16 protein-coding genes are annotated in these 18159 nt (G+C 38.1%); 15 read left to right on the top strand and 1 reads right to left on the bottom strand.

Annotated elements, in window-relative coordinates; translation table 11 throughout:
* Positions 1-143: 143 nt before the first annotated feature.
* The 4 genes from rpsF to serA all read left to right on the top strand — a co-directional run bounded on the left by rpsF (position 144) and on the right by serA (position 3233).
* On the top strand, positions 144-434 hold the full coding sequence (gene rpsF / locus ACZ5R4_RS13330) for a 30S ribosomal protein S6 (protein ID WP_054860830.1): 291 nt from the start codon (positions 144-146) through the stop codon (positions 432-434).
* 15 nt (positions 435-449) lie between these two features.
* Positions 450-950: a single-stranded DNA-binding protein gene (gene ssb / locus ACZ5R4_RS13325; protein ID WP_054788570.1), complete on the top strand. Its 501-nt coding sequence runs from the start codon at positions 450-452 to the stop codon at positions 948-950.
* Positions 951-977: 27 nt separating this feature from the next.
* Positions 978-1208: a 30S ribosomal protein S18 gene (rpsR, locus tag ACZ5R4_RS13320; RefSeq protein ID WP_054788569.1), complete on the top strand. Its 231-nt coding sequence runs from the start codon at positions 978-980 to the stop codon at positions 1206-1208.
* A 438-nt stretch (positions 1209-1646) separates the two neighbouring features.
* Entirely contained in the window at positions 1647-3233 is a 1587-nt protein-coding gene (gene serA / locus ACZ5R4_RS13315) for a phosphoglycerate dehydrogenase (RefSeq protein WP_054788568.1), read from the top strand.
* A 150-nt stretch (positions 3234-3383) separates the two neighbouring features.
* Here the strand turns inward: serA and ACZ5R4_RS13310 are convergent, their stop codons facing one another.
* The gene (locus tag ACZ5R4_RS13310; RefSeq protein ID WP_464367494.1) at positions 3384-4160 is read right to left on the bottom strand and encodes an HAD family hydrolase; all 777 of its coding nucleotides are present in this window, start codon (positions 4158-4160) and stop codon (positions 3384-3386) included.
* Between the two features lie 149 nt (positions 4161-4309).
* Between ACZ5R4_RS13310 and ACZ5R4_RS13305 the strand changes: the two genes are divergently transcribed.
* The 11 genes from ACZ5R4_RS13305 (at position 4310) to ACZ5R4_RS13255 (ending at position 18138) form a co-directional block, all read left to right on the top strand.
* Entirely contained in the window at positions 4310-5251 is a 942-nt protein-coding gene (locus ACZ5R4_RS13305; protein ID WP_054860828.1) for a YybS family protein, read from the top strand.
* Between the two features lie 30 nt (positions 5252-5281).
* The gene (locus ACZ5R4_RS13300; protein ID WP_109983435.1) at positions 5282-7261 is read left to right on the top strand and encodes a DHH family phosphoesterase; all 1980 of its coding nucleotides are present in this window, start codon (positions 5282-5284) and stop codon (positions 7259-7261) included.
* Complete coding sequence (gene rplI / locus ACZ5R4_RS13295) at positions 7258-7704, top strand: 50S ribosomal protein L9 (RefSeq protein ID WP_109983434.1); 447 nt, start codon at positions 7258-7260, stop codon at positions 7702-7704. The genes ACZ5R4_RS13300 and rplI overlap by 4 nt, the downstream gene beginning before the upstream one ends.
* A gap of 38 nt (positions 7705-7742) precedes the next feature.
* A complete protein-coding gene (gene dnaB / locus ACZ5R4_RS13290) occupies positions 7743-9104 on the top strand; it encodes a replicative DNA helicase (RefSeq protein ID WP_054788566.1) in 1362 nt (453 codons plus the stop codon).
* Between the two features lie 176 nt (positions 9105-9280).
* Positions 9281-10567 (top strand): adenylosuccinate synthase, encoded by a 1287-nt coding sequence (locus ACZ5R4_RS13285; RefSeq protein ID WP_109983433.1) that lies wholly within the window; start codon positions 9281-9283, stop codon positions 10565-10567.
* 304 nt (positions 10568-10871) lie between these two features.
* Entirely contained in the window at positions 10872-12299 is a 1428-nt protein-coding gene (locus ACZ5R4_RS13280) for a peptidoglycan DD-metalloendopeptidase family protein (protein WP_464367493.1), read from the top strand.
* A gap of 246 nt (positions 12300-12545) precedes the next feature.
* Entirely contained in the window at positions 12546-13250 is a 705-nt protein-coding gene (yycF, locus tag ACZ5R4_RS13275) for a response regulator YycF (RefSeq protein WP_109983431.1), read from the top strand.
* Between the two features lie 6 nt (positions 13251-13256).
* A complete protein-coding gene (gene walK / locus ACZ5R4_RS13270; protein WP_464367492.1) occupies positions 13257-15083 on the top strand; it encodes a cell wall metabolism sensor histidine kinase WalK in 1827 nt (608 codons plus the stop codon).
* The gene (locus tag ACZ5R4_RS13265) at positions 15080-16435 is read left to right on the top strand and encodes a YycH family regulatory protein (protein ID WP_109983429.1); all 1356 of its coding nucleotides are present in this window, start codon (positions 15080-15082) and stop codon (positions 16433-16435) included. The genes walK and ACZ5R4_RS13265 overlap by 4 nt, the downstream gene beginning before the upstream one ends.
* Positions 16416-17357 (top strand): two-component system regulatory protein YycI, encoded by a 942-nt coding sequence (locus ACZ5R4_RS13260; protein ID WP_181397424.1) that lies wholly within the window; start codon positions 16416-16418, stop codon positions 17355-17357. The genes ACZ5R4_RS13265 and ACZ5R4_RS13260 overlap by 20 nt, the downstream gene beginning before the upstream one ends.
* Positions 17347-18138 (top strand): MBL fold metallo-hydrolase, encoded by a 792-nt coding sequence (locus ACZ5R4_RS13255; protein ID WP_109983427.1) that lies wholly within the window; start codon positions 17347-17349, stop codon positions 18136-18138. Before ACZ5R4_RS13260 ends, ACZ5R4_RS13255 begins: the two co-directional genes overlap by 11 nt.
* Positions 18139-18159: the final 21 nt, after the last annotated feature.

Genomic DNA, 18159 nt, shown 5'->3' with positions numbered 1-18159 from the left:
AAGCAAAATGGACAAGCCTTTTGAAATAAATTTGCAATGAGAAGGCTAATTTGGTATAATATCGTATTGTGAGTAATGAGAGTTGTTACTCCTTGCTCTATGATAATCATAGAGCCGCTAAGACCAAAAGGAGGTGTAAACGGATGAATAAATATGAAATTATGTACATCATCCGCCCAGATGTAGAGGAGGAAGCACAAACTGCTTTAATTGAGCGTTTCAATGGATTCCTTACAAGTAATGGTGCGGAGATCGAGAAAGTTGAAGAAGTAGGTAAGAAACGTCTTGCTTATGAAATCAATGACTACCGTGATGGATACTATGTAATTATTAACCTTAAAGGTGATGAAACAGCAATTAACGAATTCAATCGTCAAGCGAATTTCTCTGATGACATTCTTCGTTATATGGCAATTCGTGAAGACGATCAATAATAAGGAGTGGTTCTGATGTTAAATCGTGTCGTTCTTGTCGGCAGGTTAACGAAAGATCCAGACTTGCGTTATACACCAAGTGGAGTTGCAGTAGCTAACTTTACGATAGCAGTAAACCGTCCATTCTCTAATCAACAAGGTCAAAGAGAAGCAGACTTTATTAATTGTGTTGTTTGGAGAAGACCAGCAGAGAACCTTGCGAACTTCATGAGCAAAGGTAGTCTTATCGGAGTAGATGGACGATTACAAACCCGTAGCTATGATGACCCAGATGGAAAACGTGTTTTCATTACAGAGGTCGTAGCAGACTCTGTTCAGTTTTTAGAGTCTAAGGGTGGTTCCTCAGGTGGACAATCTGGAGGATCACAAAGCTATAATAATCAAAATCAGAACCAAGCAAGTCAAGCCAATCAATTTAACCAAAACAATTCAAATAATCAAGGAAATAAAAATGATAATCCATTTGAAAATAGTGGAGAACCAATTGATATTTCCGACGATGATTTACCTTTCTAATTCATAGCAAGAAGGAGGTTATGTATAATGGCAGCTCGTCGTGGACGCGCTAAGCGTCGTAAAGTGTGTTATTTCACAGCGAACGGTATTACACACATTGACTATAAAGATGTTGAGTTATTAAGACGTTTCGTTTCTGAACGTGGAAAAATTCTTCCTCGTCGTGTAACAGGAACTTCTGCAAAATATCAACGTAAATTGACTAGAGCAATTAAGCGTGCTCGTCAAATGGCTTTATTGCCATATGTAAGTGAATAAATAGGTTGAAGGCACTATAGGATAATTCCTATGGTGCTTTTTTCATACTGCATTAACCGTATGTAAGATCTTACCGAGCAAAGTCTTACTTTACATACTAATGACACATGCTATTATTAGCTCCTTTTAAACGATTGTAAACTGATTTCAGATCATATAATGTTCGGTTTTGGAGGCCTAATTAATAGAAAAATACAGTTTTATTATCTAGTTGAGAGCAAAAACACGAATTATATCAAGGAAATCAGTTGGAAACACCTTGACAATTAGCCTATTTCTGCTATGATAAAGAAAAGTTTTTTATAGAAGATGAGAACTTGCAATCTAGTATTTATATCGCGACAAAAGTGATATAATATTTATAGAATAAGATAAAAGTGAAAAGCTTCACGTTCATTTGGCTAACATGGAGTAATTCTATTATTTGGAGGGACAATCATGGCATTTAAAGTTTTAATTAGTGATCCATTAAGTGAAGATGGTATTCAACCATTAAGAGAAGCAGACAATATCGAGGTAGATGTACAAACAAGCCTTTCAGCAGATGAGTTGGCTGACAAAATTGGTGAATATGATGCTTTACTTGTTAGAAGTCAAACAAAGGTTACGAGAGATATTATTAGCCAAGCAACAAACTTAAAAATTATTGGTCGCGCAGGTGTTGGTGTAGACAACATTGACCTAAGTGCTGCAACAGAATACGGGATTATTGTCGTGAATGCACCAGATGGAAATACAAATTCTGCAGCAGAGCACACAGTGGCAATGCTTATGTCATTAGCAAGAAAAATTCCTCAAGCATTTTTAGCATTGAAAAATGGGAAATGGGATCGAAAAACACATGTCGGCGTGGAACTAAAAGGGAAGACTCTTGGCGTTATTGGAATGGGACGTATCGGAGCTGAGGTGGCAGCACGTGCTAAAGGTCAGCGCATGAATGTTATTGCATATGATCCTTTTTTAACAAAGGAAAGAGCGGATAAATTAGGCGTAGATTTCGGATCGGTAGAGGATGTTATTAAAGTAGCAGATTTTGTTACCGTACATACACCATTGATTAAAGATACAAAGCATTTGCTGAACAAAGCGGCATTTGCCAAAATGAAAGACGGTGTTCGAATCATTAACTGTGCTCGTGGTGGAATTATAGATGAAGAAGCACTATATGATGCCATTAAGTCTGGTAAAGTTGCAGGAGCAGCCTTAGACGTTTTCGAAGAAGAACCGGCAACGGATCATCGTTTATTGGAATTGCCAGAGGTTATTGCAACACCACATTTAGGTGCCAGTACAGTAGAGGCACAAGAAAATGTTGCCATTGATGTTAGCCATGATGTTGTACGTTATTTAACAGAGGGCGTTGCACGCAATCCTGTAAACCTACCATCTGTCCCTAAAGAAGTGATGAATAAGATCGAACCATATTTCCACTTATCAGAGAAATTAGGAACCTTCTTAACTTATTTTACAACTGGAGTTATTGAAGAAATTAATATTTCCTATTCTGGAGATTTGACAGAAATCGAAGTAGCACCATTAACACGTAATACGATAAAAGGTTTATTAAAGCGTCACATGGGGGACCACGTCAATGATGTGAATGCTTCTTATTTAGCAGAGAAGCGAGGCATTCAAGTGAATGAAAACAAATCCTCTACCCCGAAAGGCTTTACTAACTTACTACGTGTGGAAGTGAAAACAAAAGAAGTGACACGATCTATTGCAGGTACTTTATTAAACGGTCTAGGACCAAGAATTGTACAGGTAGATGCATATAGTGTGGACGTTGTTCCTGAGGGGAATTTAGTTGTCATTAAGCACAATGATAAGCCTGGTGTTATCGGAAAAGTGGGAAGTATGTTTGCAGAGAAAAATATTAATATCGCAGCAATGCAAGTAGGCCGTTCGGACATTGGCGGAGAAGCTATTATGATTCTAACTGTAGACAAATATTTAGAGGAAGAAGAGATAGAAGCATTAAAGCAAATCGATGAAATCGAAAAATTAACTGCAATGGAACTGTAATTCAAGTGATGTGAAGATATCGAGTGAATAATCAGGCTATTAAGCAGGATAACCAAGATAAACCTTGATATCATCAAAATGATAGAGATTTTCCCAATATAATCGCATAAAACAATCAAAGCTCTCCTGCATTAGGAGAGCTTTTTTTCATTATTGCAGTAATTCCAATAATTCTTCTAAGTGCTTGATCTCGTAGGTTGGCTTTACTTCATTGTATTGTTTGTTTTCGCGGTTAATCCAAACACTTTTGATACCTGTACGGTTGGCACCTAATATATCTGTCATCAAATTATCTCCAACCATGATGGCATGCTCCTTCTCTACATTTGCTACTTCTAGCACATGTTCAAATATGGAAGGATCTGGTTTTCCTTTACCGAAATCTCCAGAGATAATGATATGGTCAAAATAGTTCTTTAATTCTGGGGTGATCGTTAATTTGGTATTTTGTAAATCGGGAGAGCCGTTCGTTAACATAATTAAATGATAGTGCCCTTTTAGCTTGTTCAATACCGTAAAGGTTTCTTCGTAAACAAATGGGTTCTTTTTTCGGTTAATTGGGAATTGCTCGGCCAAATGTTCACCAAATTCTTCATCCTCTATGCCTACTTGCTTCAGTCCATTAATCCAAGCATCTCTTCGGTAGTTCGGTACGATTTCGGCCATTTTTTTAAAATATGTATGATCATCAAGGAAATTACCCCAGAGTCCTTCAAAAGGATTAATTCCAATCATTTGAGTGAATTCATAGGTTTCATAGCTTTGATATAGCTTACGGGCCTCTTCGCGAACTGCATCCTCTACTTTAAGAGCATCTACTCCATATTTTTCAGTTGCTAATAGGCAAGTATCTTCAAACGCTTGTTTCACACTTTTTTTATCCCATAGCAACGTATCATCCAGATCAAATATTATCGTTTTTATCATTTTATTCCTCCTCCTCACTTTTAATTAATCATACCATAATCATAATCATTAGGTGATAGGTGAATCTAGATGGTAAAATAGAAGCTAACAATCACTTCTCGTTTAGTGTAAAATGTATAATAGTTTAGCTTCCATAAGGGGGATGAAGATTGAAAAACAACAAAATAGACAAAAAATACTTCCTTTATATAAGTATTTACTTGTTGCTATATATGGTAACGATATTCTTACCATTTACAGAGATATTTACAATCATGCTAATGCCCATACCGATTATCTTACTCATGCTTCATGGTGAGCGTGTGTTATTTTATGTGACCGTGATGGTGCTGTTCTTTTTGTCTTTTATCATTTATCCGGCGGTTTCGATTCCGATTACCTTTCTTGCATTAATAAGCGGAATAATGATCGGTTTTTCGATTCAAAAAAAGCAGCATCCATATGAAACCTGGTTAAAAGGGACGGCTGGATATTTGTTCGGACTTGTTGGAGCCTATGCGTTTATCGAAATAGTGCTACAATATTCTATAGCAGATTCCTATAAGGAAATGATGAATGAGTCTTTAAATAGAACGAGAGAATTGTTTGAAACGTTTGGAATGATTCAGCTTTCTATCGAGGATTTTGAATTAATTCGTGAACAAATGCTAGGAGTTCTTCAGCTCATTCCTTTTATATTAGTCGTTATTTCTATGGTTTTGGCCCTTATTACACAATGGCTCACCTATAAATGGCTAAATCGCACAGCAGAAAAAAAATATGCTTTCCCAGCATTTCGAAATTTTCAGTTACCGAAGCTGATTTTGTGGATATATTTTATTACCTTAATGCTGTCATTAATGGGAGGGAATAATGATGCCACACTATTTTATGATATCATTATGAATGTATCTAATTTGGCAGGAACCCTCTTGATCTTACAAGGATTATCCTTTATCTTTTACTATAGCTATGTCAAAGTAAAGTCAACAGCTTTACCGATCGTTAGCATACTCGTCCTTGTATTTTTTCCTTTTATAGGTTTTTATTTCGTTCGAATCTTAGGTATAATTGATTTAGGATTTGATTTAAAAAAGAGGATTACGAAGTAGGATTTGTCACTTGGTTAGGAGCTGACAGCTATGCCAAAATTATGGAAGAAGCCGACGATGGGAAGACATATTATTGGAATATACCTTCTCTCGTTTATATTATTAGTATTTATTTTTTATTTTCAGTGGGTCATTGGCTTAATAATGACTGTTTTTTTTAGTCTCTCTCTTTATTATAGTATCCGAAGAGAAGAAAAATTACTCGATCAAACGGAGGCTTATATATCGACTTTGTCCTATCGTGTCAAAAAGGTCGGGGAAGAAGCGTTATTGGAAATGCCTATTGGGATTGTTCTGTACGATGAGGAATATCAAATCGACTGGGCGAACCCTTTTATGAATCAATTTACAGAAGAGGAAACAATGGTAGGAGAACCTCTCTCCTTGTTATCTGATAGTATTGTTTCCCAATTGCGAGAGGGAAAGGAATCCTTCTGGCTAAAATTTGATCAATTTGAGTATCAGGTGTATAACAAAAAAGAAGAACGTCTCCTCTACTTCTTTGATCGAACACGAGAAATAGAAATTCAAGCATTATACGAGCAGGAAAAGACGGTTCTTGGCATTATCTTTTTGGATAATTATGAGGAAATAACGCAGAACATGGATGACACGGCGAAGAGTCAAATTAATTCACAGGTAACCTCTCTTTTGAATAATTGGTCAAATGAAAGAGGGATTTATTTAAAGCGAACCTCACAGGAACGATTTTTAGCTGTTTTTAATCAAGATATTCTCACACAGCTAGAAAAAGAAAAATTTGAAATATTAGATGAAGTTCGTGAATTAATTACTGACAAAAATGTTCCATTAACGTTAAGTATCGGTATTGGTCTCGGAAGTGAATTGCTGCCAGACTTAGGAAAGCTGACACAATCCAGTCTTGATCTAGCATTAGGACGTGGAGGAGACCAAGTAGTTATTAAAGATGATGAGTCTGGGAAGGTTCGTTTTTATGGTGGAAAGACAAATCCAATGGAAAAACGAACGAGAGTAAGGGCAAGGGTTATATCTCATGCATTAAAGGAACTGGTAAAGGGCAGCGACCAAGTGCTCATTATGGGGCACAAGGCACCAGATATGGACTCTATTGGGGCAGCCATCGGTGTACTGAAAATTGCACAGGCCAATGATGTTGAGGGCTTTATTGTGTTAGATGAAAATGATATCGATACAGGTGTCCAGCGTTTAGTGGATGAAATTAGAGAAAGCGATGAACTTTGGTCCCATTTTATTGATCCAGATGGGGCATTAGATATTGTGACAAAGGATACGTTAGTCGTTGTAGTGGATACACATAAGCCATCCTTGATGCTAGAGGAAAAGCTTGTCCATAAAACCGAGCATGTGGTCTTAATCGATCATCACCGACGTGGAGAGGAATTTGTGGAAGATCCAACACTTGTTTATATGGAGCCATATGCTTCCTCAACTGCTGAGCTCGTCACAGAATTGTTAGAGTATCAACCGAGCAAATTAACGCTAAATATGTTAGAATCAACTGCATTACTAGCAGGAATTATTGTCGATACGAAGAGCTTCACACTTCGAACGGGATCGAGAACCTTTGATGCTGCCTCGTATTTGCGCTCAAGAGGTGCAGATACCGTGTTAGTGCAGAAGTTTTTAAAGGAAGATCTCGATATATATGTGAAGCGGAGTCGTTTAATTGAAAACACCAAGGTATATCGCCATAATATTGCGATTTCAGTAGGTAATTCGAGAGAAACCTATGGACCTGTTGTGATTGCTCAAGCGGCGGATACGTTATTAACAATGACAGGGATTGAGGCATCGTTTGTGATATCAGAGCGTAAGGATGGACGCATTGGAATTAGTGCAAGGTCGCTCGGTGAGGTCAATGTTCAAGTTATCATGGAAAGAATGAATGGTGGGGGCCATTTAACGAATGCTGCCACCCAATTGGATGATATCTCTGTCATTGATGCCTATGAATGGCTAAAGGATATAATCGATGAGTATTATGATGAGGAAGGTGAAGAGGAATGAAAGTAATTTTTACAAAAGACGTGAAAGGTAAAGGGAAAAAAGGCGATGTAAAAAATGTCTCTGATGGCTATGCCCGCAATTTCCTTTTTAAAAATAACTATGCTGTAGAGGCAACTCAGGCGAATATGAGTGCATTAAAGGCACAAAAAAATAAAGCAAAAAAGCAGGAGCAAGAAGAGATAGAACAAGCAAAGCAGCTTAAAGAAACACTAGAAAAGCTGGAAGTGAAGCTAACAGCTAAGTCTGGTGATGGTGGTCGTTTATTTGGCTCCATTACAAGTAAGCAAATAGCGGAGGAACTGAAAAAATCCCATAATATTAAAATGGACAAGCGTAAGATTGAGTTAGATCAACCAATCCGTTCATTAGGATATACCGAAGTTCCAGTAAAACTACATCAAGAGGTTTCTGGTACCATTCGAGTACACGTTGTGGAAGCATAAACAAATGCTTCCACATTCTTGCTAAAGGGGGGCAAATTATGAGTGAAGCATTACAGGGCAGAACGCCACCACATAATATAGAAGCAGAGCAAGCGGTGCTTGGTGCAATTTTCTTAGAGCCTGATGCGATCTCCAGTGCCTCTGAAATATTAATACCAGAGGACTTCTATCGCTCTAGTCATCAACAAATTTACCGAGTAATGATGAGCTTAGCAGATAAAGGAGAACCAATTGATCTTGTTACGGTTACAACGAGCCTATCGAATAGTAAGCTGTTGGATGATATTGGCGGGGTCTCTTATTTAAGTGATCTGGCGAATGCGGTGCCGACTGCTGCTAATATTTCACATTATTGTCGTATTGTTGAGGAAAAATCAATTCTAAGGAGATTAATCCGCACAGCGACAGATATTGTGACAGATAGCTTTTCTAAGGAAGATGAAGTGGAGGAAGTGTTAAACGAATCGGAAAAGAGAATATTAGAAGTCTCGAACCGAAAGAATGCCTCTGCTTTTAAAAATATTAAAGATGTCCTCATAGAGGTTTATGATAGTATAGACGAACTACACAAATCAACGGGAGAGGTTACTGGAATTGCTTCAGGGTTCCGTGACCTAGATCGAATCACTTCAGGCTTTCAACGCAATGATTTAATTATTGTTGCAGCCCGTCCATCAGTGGGGAAAACAGCCTTTGCCTTGAACATTGCACAAAATGTCGCGATTAAAACCAATGAAAATGTAGCCATTTTTAGTTTAGAGATGGGGGCAGAACAGTTAGTTTCTCGTATGCTGTGTGCCGAGGGGAATATCGATGCCCAAAGACTAAGAACCGGCGCATTACAGGAAGAGGATTGGCGCAAGCTCTCTCTTGCAATGGGTAGTCTATCAAATGCAGGTGTTTTCATAGACGATACACCAGGGATTAGAGTGAGTGAAATCAGATCAAAGTGTCGTAGATTAAAGCAAGAGCATGGACTCGGTATGATCTTGATCGATTATTTGCAATTGATTCAAGGGAGTGCGAATTCTAAGGAAAATAGACAGCAAGAGGTATCGGAAATATCGCGTTCCTTAAAGGGCTTGGCTAGGGAGTTAAATGTTCCCCTTATCGCCTTGTCACAGCTATCACGTGGTGTGGAACAGAGACAGGATAAACGCCCGATGATGTCCGACTTACGAGAGTCGGGAAGTATTGAGCAGGATGCCGATATTGTTGGTTTCTTATATCGTGATGATTACTATGATCAGGAATCGGAGAAGCAGAATATTATTGAAATTATTATTGCAAAGCAGCGTAACGGTCCTGTTGGTACGGTCGAACTAGCCTTTGTTAAAGAATATAATAAGTTTGTAGATTTAGATCACCGCTATGGGGATGATGATATCCCACCAGGATAAGGAGGAGAAAAACAGTTCCATTTCGTAACTAGAATGGAGCTGTTTTTTTATAATGCCAATTAACGAACATTCTATAAAACTATTATTAAAATGTTCGTGAATCAGATTGACATCCACTTTTTCGCTTGGTAAAATGGGTAACGTGTTAATAAAACGTTAAGGCGGGGGTGCCGTATATGTCTTCAGTAGTCGTAGTGGGAACACAATGGGGAGACGAAGGTAAAGGAAAGATCACAGATTTTCTTTCACAAAACGCAGAGGTTGTTGCACGTTATCAAGGTGGAAATAATGCAGGTCATACGATAAAATTCGATGGTATTACGTATAAACTACACTTAATTCCGTCTGGGATTTTTTTTCATGATAAAATTTGTGTATTAGGAAATGGTATGGTTATTGATCCGAAGGCATTAGTAGAAGAGTTGGCTTATCTCCATGATAAAGGGGTGAGCACGGATAATTTACGTATTAGTAATCGTGCCCATGTTATTCTTCCTTATCATTTAAAGCTGGATGGCCTTCAAGAAGACGAAAAGGGTGCAAATAAAATAGGAACCACTCGTAAGGGTATTGGGCCTGCTTATATGGATAAAGCAGCACGTGTTGGAATCCGTATTGCTGATTTATTAGACAAAGACGCCTTCCGAGAAAAGCTTGAGATAAATTTAAAAGAAAAAAATCGTTTGTTTGAAAAAGTATATGAAACCGACTTAATGAAAATAGAAGATATATTAGAGGAATATTATGAATATGGACAACAGTTCAAAAAATATGTTGCCGATACATCTGTTGTGTTAAATGATGCATTAGATGATGGCCGTCGTGTACTATTTGAAGGTGCACAAGGTGTTATGCTCGATATTGACCAAGGTACTTATCCATTTGTTACCTCCTCTAACCCAATTGCGGGTGGAGTGACGATAGGTTCAGGGGTTGGCCCTTCAAAGATCGACCATGTGGTAGGTGTATCCAAAGCTTATACGACTCGTGTTGGAGATGGTCCATTCCCTACGGAGCTTGAGGACGAGATTGGGGATCAAATTCGCGAGGTGGGAAATGAATATGGTACGACAACTGGAAGAGCCCGTCGTGTTGGTTGGTTTGATAGTGTTGTAGTAAGGCATGCAAGACGTGTTAGTGGGATTACAGACCTTTCCCTTAATTCGATTGATGTTTTAACAGGAATCGAAACATTAAAGATTTGTACTGCATATAAATATAAAGGGGAAATCATGGAGGAATTCCCTGCTAGCCTGAAAATGTTAGCAGACTGTGAACCTGTTTATGAAGAGCTACCAGGCTGGACAGAGGATATTACGGGTGTCAAAAGCTTGCATGAGCTACCAGAGAATGCTCGTCATTATTTAGAGAGAGTATCTCAGCTTACAGGAATTCCGTTATCTGTGTTTTCTGTAGGACCAGATCGTTCACAAACTAATGTTGTCCGAAGTGTCTATAGCTAGAAGTGAAAATGACAATTGGCTGACAGAACCCGAATGTTATCGGAAATGATAATATTCGGGTTTTATTTTTTCTCCCTTCTAATAGAAAAGAACTAAATTTGGCGAATTTTGTTAGTTAATTCTTCCTATTTTGCAGAAAAAATGAAGGTTTATGTAAATAAATGGATTTTATTATACAGTTATGTTACATCTCGATGTAAGCCCTTTTCACAATCTGATGATCTATGTTAGATTATTAGAGGTGGTTCCTTCGAATTAAAGATAAAGAAAAGAACCATGATAGGGAAATAGGAGGACTATTATCATGCGAGAAAGCAAGATTAGTAAGTATAAAAAGGTTGTGAAGCTTGCAACTATTGCGGGTGTAATAGCCATGTGTTTATCTGCTCAAACGGTTTTTGCCGACGAGAAGGAGCTTTCTACGATCTATCACGTATATGTAGACGGCGAGCACATAGGGGTAGTAGATAACCAAGAAGATGTGCAGCAATATATAGAGAAAAAAATAGAAAAGGTAAAAAAGGAAAGCAAGCAGCCTGATTATACATACACGATCGAAGGAGATATTACTTATATCCCTGAAACAGTGTTTGAAACCCAAACAAGTGAAGCGGAAGTTTTTGATTATATAGAGAAAGAATTAGCTGTACAAGTAGAGGCACAGTCCTTAACGATTGATGATAAGCTTGTTGGCTATTTTGCAGGCGAAGAAGCGGTGAAGGATGTCCTTCAGGCCTACAAAGAAAAATTTGTCAGTAAAGATGTTTTAGAACAGTTAGAATCGAAAAAGGAAGCATCGAAAGATCTAGCAGTTGGAGATAATCGTATTGTCGATGTGGAATTATCAGAGGATATTACCACCTCTGAGGAGGAAGTACAGGCAAGTGAGGTTCTAACAGTGGAGGAAGGTGTCACCTTACTTGAAAAAGGGACACTAGAAAATAAAAAATATGAGGTTCAAGAAGGGGATGTGCTTGGATCGATAGCAGCGAAGCATGACCTGGAGTTAGATACATTATTAGCTTTAAATGAAGGTTTAACCGAGGATTCTACGATCAAGGTTGGCGATGTTCTTCAAGTTACAGAACAGAAGCCTTTTGTGAAAGTGATTGTTACAGAAGAGAAGAAAGTCGAAGAAACGATTGAGTATGAAACAGTAACTGAAGAATCAGAGAAGATGTATAAAGGCGACGAAGAAGTGAAGCAAGAAGGAAAAGATGGATCCAAGGAAGTTCACTATAAGGTGCAAAAAGTGAACGGACAAACAGTCAGCACAGACGTCGTTGAAGAAAATATTACAGAAGAAGCAACCGATAAAATTATTGTTAAGGGTACGAAGGTGGTACCATCTAGAGGATCTGGAGACCTTGCTTGGCCAGCTGTTGGAGGATATATCTCAAGCTATGTCGGTCAAAGGTGGGGTGCATTCCATAAAGGGATAGACATTGCGGGTCCAAGCAATCGGACGATTAAAGCTGCCGATAACGGTACTGTCGTATCAGCTGGCTGGGATGACGGAGGCTATGGTAATAAAATCGTCATCAACCATAACAATGGGTATCGTACAGTTTATGCACATTTAGCTTCTATCAGCGTAAAAGCAGGACAAACAGTAGAAAAAGGAAGCAAAATTGGTGTAATGGGAACAACAGGTGATTCCACGGGGATCCATTTACACTTTGAAGTATACAAAAACGGATCTTTAGTCAAGAGCCCTGAAGATTTATTATAATAACTAACCCTTGTTCGCGTAACTCTACGGAACAAGGGTTTTTCAATAGCTTGCCGATTAAAAACAGTGAAGAAAAGACATTTTTGCTTTTTTACGTTAAAATAGGTAACTAGGAGAAGTTTAATCCTTATGATTTTTGATGATGGGAAATTAACGACCATCCCTATGTAAAAGGATAACATGAGACACTCAGCAATAGAGATTTTCCGCTGTGATAAAATATATAAAGAAAAAGGACGTGCTTTTATGAGTCAGAAAATTTTAGTAGTAGATGATGAAAAGCCGATTGCCGATATACTGAAGTTCAACTTAGAAAAAGAAGGATATGACGTCATTTGTGCCTATGATGGTGATCAAGCGATTGAGTATGCGTTGAAGGAAGATCCTGATTTGATCTTGCTCGATATTATGCTACCCAAAAAAGACGGAAACGAGGTCTGCCGTGAGGTAAGAAAAACGCATAGTATGCCGATTATTATGTTAACAGCAAAGGATGCAGAAATTGATAAGGTGCTTGGATTAGAGCTAGGGGCCGATGATTATGTCACAAAGCCATTTAGCAATCGTGAATTGATCGCAAGGGTAAAAGCGAATTTACGAAGAATCAACCAAGAACCTGCGAATCAAAAACGCGATACCAATGATATTGAAATTGGATCCCTTGTCATTCACCCAGATGCATATACCGTAACAAGAGATGGGGAGTACATTGAATTAACCCATCGTGAATTTGAATTGCTACATTATTTAGCTCGTCATATCGGACAGGTCATGACGAGAGAGCATCTTTTAGAGACGGTTTGGGGATATGATTATTACGGTGATGTCCGTACGGTAGACGTAACGGTACGCCGATTAAGGGAAAAAATCGAGGACAACCCGAGTAACCCATTATGGATTGTGACACGTAGGGGTGTGGGCTATTATTTACGAAATCCTGAACAGGAGTAATGTTCTATGAAAAGAGTGGGCTTTTTCCAATCGATTCGTTTAAAAATAATTATCATTTTAAGCTTGTTTCTATTGCTTGCTGTTCAACTGATTGGAGCATATTTTCTTGATAAATTGGAAACGAATTTAAACACCAACTTTGAAGCGAACTTAGATGATCGCCTTACGGTTTTGAAAACAAATTTAGAGGAGGCATTTCAGGAAAAAAGGCCAGAAAATGGGGAAGAGCCGACCCTTCAAGAGGACGTTAGTGATATTATTGATCGCTATTCAAGGGATATTTTTACCGATCTCCAAGTAATAGATTCCCAATATCGTGTCATTGGGGCGAACTCAGACTTAGAGAGAATCGGAAAAAGAGTGACTGGTAATATTGCGATAAATGGTGCATTAAAGTTTGCGGAAGAGGAGAAGGAGAAATTCCGATACAGTAATGATCGTATGATTGCAAAAACGGTACCGATTATGGATAATGCCACTAATACACCAGTTGGGGCGGTAAGAGTCGAGGCCTCTATTGAAGATGTTTATGATCAGCTAGAGGAAATTAGCAAAATCTTTTTGAGTGGAACCATTCTTACGGTTGTTGTTTCGATTATTTTAGGGATTCTTGTAGCACGAACAATAACAAAGCCTATAACTGAAATGCGTAAGCAAGCAATGGTCATTGCCAAAGGCGACTTTTCCAAAAAGGTAAATGTTTATGGGGTTGATGAGATTGGCCAGCTTGCAACGACCTTCAATGATATGACTGATAGGTTGAAGCTTGCGAATCAGACGACAGAAGAAGAACGGAGAAAATTGAGTTCTGTTTTATCCAATATGTCAGAAGGTGTGATCGCAACAGATGAAAAAGGAAGAATTGTCTTAATGAACGACCCTGCTATTAACCTGATTGATACATCCTTTAGTGAGGCAAAGGGAAAACCTATTGCCGATGTCCTTCAAATCGAAGAAAAGGTATTGGATATTAAAGAACTAGAGGAAACGAACTCGCTAACGATTGACTTCAGTGATGATGACCAATTATTTTTGATTCGAGCTAGTTTTTCTGTGGTGCAGGATGAAGAGGAGAACTTTAATGGCTTAATCACGGTGATAAGTGATGTAACCGAACAGGAAAAGGTAGAACGGGAAAGAAGGGAATTCGTATCGAATGTTTCCCATGAATTAAGAACACCATTAACGACAATGCGTAGTTATATAGAAGCTTTAACAGATGGGGCATGGAAAGACAAAGAAATCGCACCACAATTTTTGGAAGTGACCCAAAATGAGACAGATCGGATGATTCGTCTCGTGAATGATTTGCTCCAATTATCGAAGATGGATCATAAAGAAGGGGCGATGAATAAGCAAAAGGTCGAACTTGTCTCATTTGTCGAAAATATTTTAGATCGCTTTGATATGAATAAGACAGATGTAATCGGGATTGAAAGAAAGCTTCCAAAAGAACAGATCAAAACAAGAATTGATCAGGACAAGATCACTCAAGTAATTGATAATATTATGTCGAATGCGATTAAATACTCACCTGAGGGTGGTAAAATCACCTTTCAGCTCGCAAAAGAGCAAAATAGAGTGAAATTCAGTATTAAAGACCAAGGCTTGGGAATTGCCCGGGAAAAGGTAGACAAAATATTTGATCGTTTTTACCGTGTAGATAAAGCAAGGTCCCGTGAATTAGGAGGGACTGGATTAGGTTTGGCGATTTCCAAGGAAATAATTGAAGCACATCATGGTCATATTTGGGCGACAAGTAAGGAAGGACAAGGTACGACAATATACTTCACGCTACCGCTAAAGAATCGAAAGCGGGGTAATCAAAAATGAAATTCGAAGCGATTAAATCAATCCTACTAACTTTTCTCATTGCTTTAAGCTTATTGCTTACTTTTGCGATATGGAATTATGAAGGGGAATATGAAGAATCAGCGAATGACCGATCAACAGATGCACAGCTAGAAGGCTCGGAAGCAACAAAACAATCGTTGATTAAGCCTTCTCAAATAGTGTTCCATTGGGATCAAGAACATTTAGGCTTCCATCAGAAAACGGATGAGTTAGAAATCTTCCAAGCACTATCTGATTGGTTTTTATATGATTTTACTATGCTAGAAGAAGGAATTGGGGTAGACACAGAAAAAGAAAGGATAGAGATTGTTTTTCCGACGCCACTGCCATCCCAATATATTCCTGATTTATTTACAACAAATGAAACTATTCGCATTGATAATCAATTTAAACGGATTATTCTATACTTAGATGAAAATAGGACGACAAATCAGATTATTTTTGATAATAGTGATCCTAATGGAATTGATATTACAGCTCAGGTTCAAAACATTTCGCAGGTCATCCAATACGTTACCGATTTGCAAGCAGAGAAGGAATTCGACACTCTTGTCCCAGTAGAATTAAGTGAACAAACCGTATATCTTCCAACAGAACAAACGATTAAAGGTCGAAAATTCAGATATACTGAGATTCAAGCAGATACGAATTCTTTTAAAAGTATTTTCTTCCCGAACCCATTCAGTGTACGGAGCTCTAGGAATGCAGAAGGCGGGACCGTTTATTCAGATGGAACGAGAGAAATGATCGTCAAAGGCTATCATGTAGAGTTTACCAACTTCTCGGTAACAGACGATCAAGCTCAGAATAACCAAAATGAATTAAATACAGTACAGGATCCAGCCGATTTACTGATCACAAGGTCGATCGATCATATTAATGCACATAAAGGCTGGCTAGTGGATGAGAGCATTCAATACCATTTATACGATGTAAATGCAGCCTATCAATTTGTGGAATATCGCATGATGTATGAAAATTTCCCAGTCTTTTCCAATAATGGACTTTCCAGTATGTCAGTAGTTATACAGAACAATACGATTTATCAGTATAATCGACCATTGATGAAGCTCACCTATCCTTATGATCGGGCAGAAACCGATTTAATGAGTGCGAAGGATTTAATCCAGTACTTAAAGGATAGTAATGATTTTTCACTGGAAGAAGTTTATGATATACAGCTTGGCTATCGAATAGAACAGCAAGCAGGTACGCAATTTTTTGACCTAATTCCATCATGGTGTATCGAAACAAGTACAGGCATGCAGTTTATTTCTAATAATGTTCAAAAGAATCAAGGAGGGAATTCGAATGCAATGGGGTCAAATTAAAACACTGTTTATCCTATGCTTTCTCATACTTGATATCTTTTTACTTCGACAATATATCGATAATCAACAGGAAGAGCTTTCTTACAACACAGAGGAAACTACACAGGAAGATTACCTTGCGACGAATTTAAAGGGACTAGATAATATTCCAGAAGAGCCGACTAAAGCGGCAACATTAAATGCAAAGAGTAAAGAATTCACCGAGGAAGAGATCAGTGAAATCGATAAGCTGCCAAATCAGAAATCCGTGATTATTGACGATACGATGATCGTTTCTCATTTTGATTCACCTGAGGCATTTGATTTAGATACTACAAAAGAGAGTATCAAAGAAAACATTTGGAATGATGAGCAATATAACTTAGAGGATTATGTTGTAGATGAGCAGACGAATACGTATATCTTTTTTCAAGAGTTGGACGATCCGATTTACTATAATCTAAGCGGTGTGTTGATGATCAAAGTTAATGAAAATGGCGAAATGACCCATTATGTCCAAACCATTCTAGAAAAAACGGAGGAACAGCCGGTAGAGGAATTAATCATGCCACTTACAGTAATCACAAAATTATTTAATAATGGCAATATTAGCCCTGGCTCGGAAATTACAGAAGTGGATTTAGGATATCATAACTTACTTCCATTACCTAATGGCGAACAAGTACTACTGCCTACATGGGAAATTGAGGTAGATGATAACACCTATTTTTATATTAATGCAGTAGAAGGTCACAACTCGAATAGGGAAGCACATGACTTTGTGATGGAAATGAAGAATTTGATTGGGGAATCTGTCGGAACCTCAGCTATTCAACCATTGGAGGAAGATTGGGGACAAACAGAAATCAACCATTTCATCAATCAAGTATTAGCAGAATTAATGTCAACAAGAGAAGTGGAGGAAGAGGACGATGCACTTTAGTGTATTAGCATCCGGTAGTACGGGGAATGCTTTTTATATCGGAACAGAAAAGGAAAAAATCCTAGTAGATGCTGGATTAAGTGGGAAAGAGCTAACAAGGCTATTTCATCAAATCCAAGTTGATCCAGCAGAGCTCTCGAGAATTCTTGTCACCCATGAACATAGTGATCATATAAAAGGCCTCGGAATTTTTGCTCGTAAGCATCGCCTTCCGATATATGCGAACGAAAAAACATGGAAGGCAATGGATCAAGCCATTGGAAAAATTGATCTAGATCAAAAATTTATTTTTAAAATGGAAGAAACGAAGAGCTTTGGTGACATAGATGTTGAATCATTTGCTGTGTCACATGATGCGGCTGAGCCAATGTTTTATACCTTTCATCATAACGGAAAGAAGGTTGCCCTTGTCACGGATCTGGGTTATGTGTCGGAAAGAATAAAGAAAACAGTAGAAGGAGCAGATGCCTTAATCTTTGAAGCTAACCATGATGTGGAGATGCTTCGGATGGGGCGCTATCCATGGAGTGTTAAGCGAAGAATTCTTGGAGATACTGGCCATGTTTCCAATGAAGATTGTGCCTTAGCATTAAGAGATATCATAGATGATCAAACAAAACGTATTTATTTAGCCCATTTAAGTAAAGATAATAATATGAAAGACTTAGCTCGTATGTCTGTGGAACATGGTTTATCCGAATACGGTTTCTCTGTAGGTGAAAGAATCACGCTTCATGATACAGATCCGAAAGAACCAACAGCATTATACGAGGTGGTTTAATTAACGAGTAGAGGATGATCC

This window comes from Gracilibacillus sp. JCM 18860 (genome assembly GCF_055395245.1).
The sequence above is the reverse complement of the archived record's forward strand: the minus strand, read 5'-3'. Positions and strand labels throughout refer to the sequence as shown.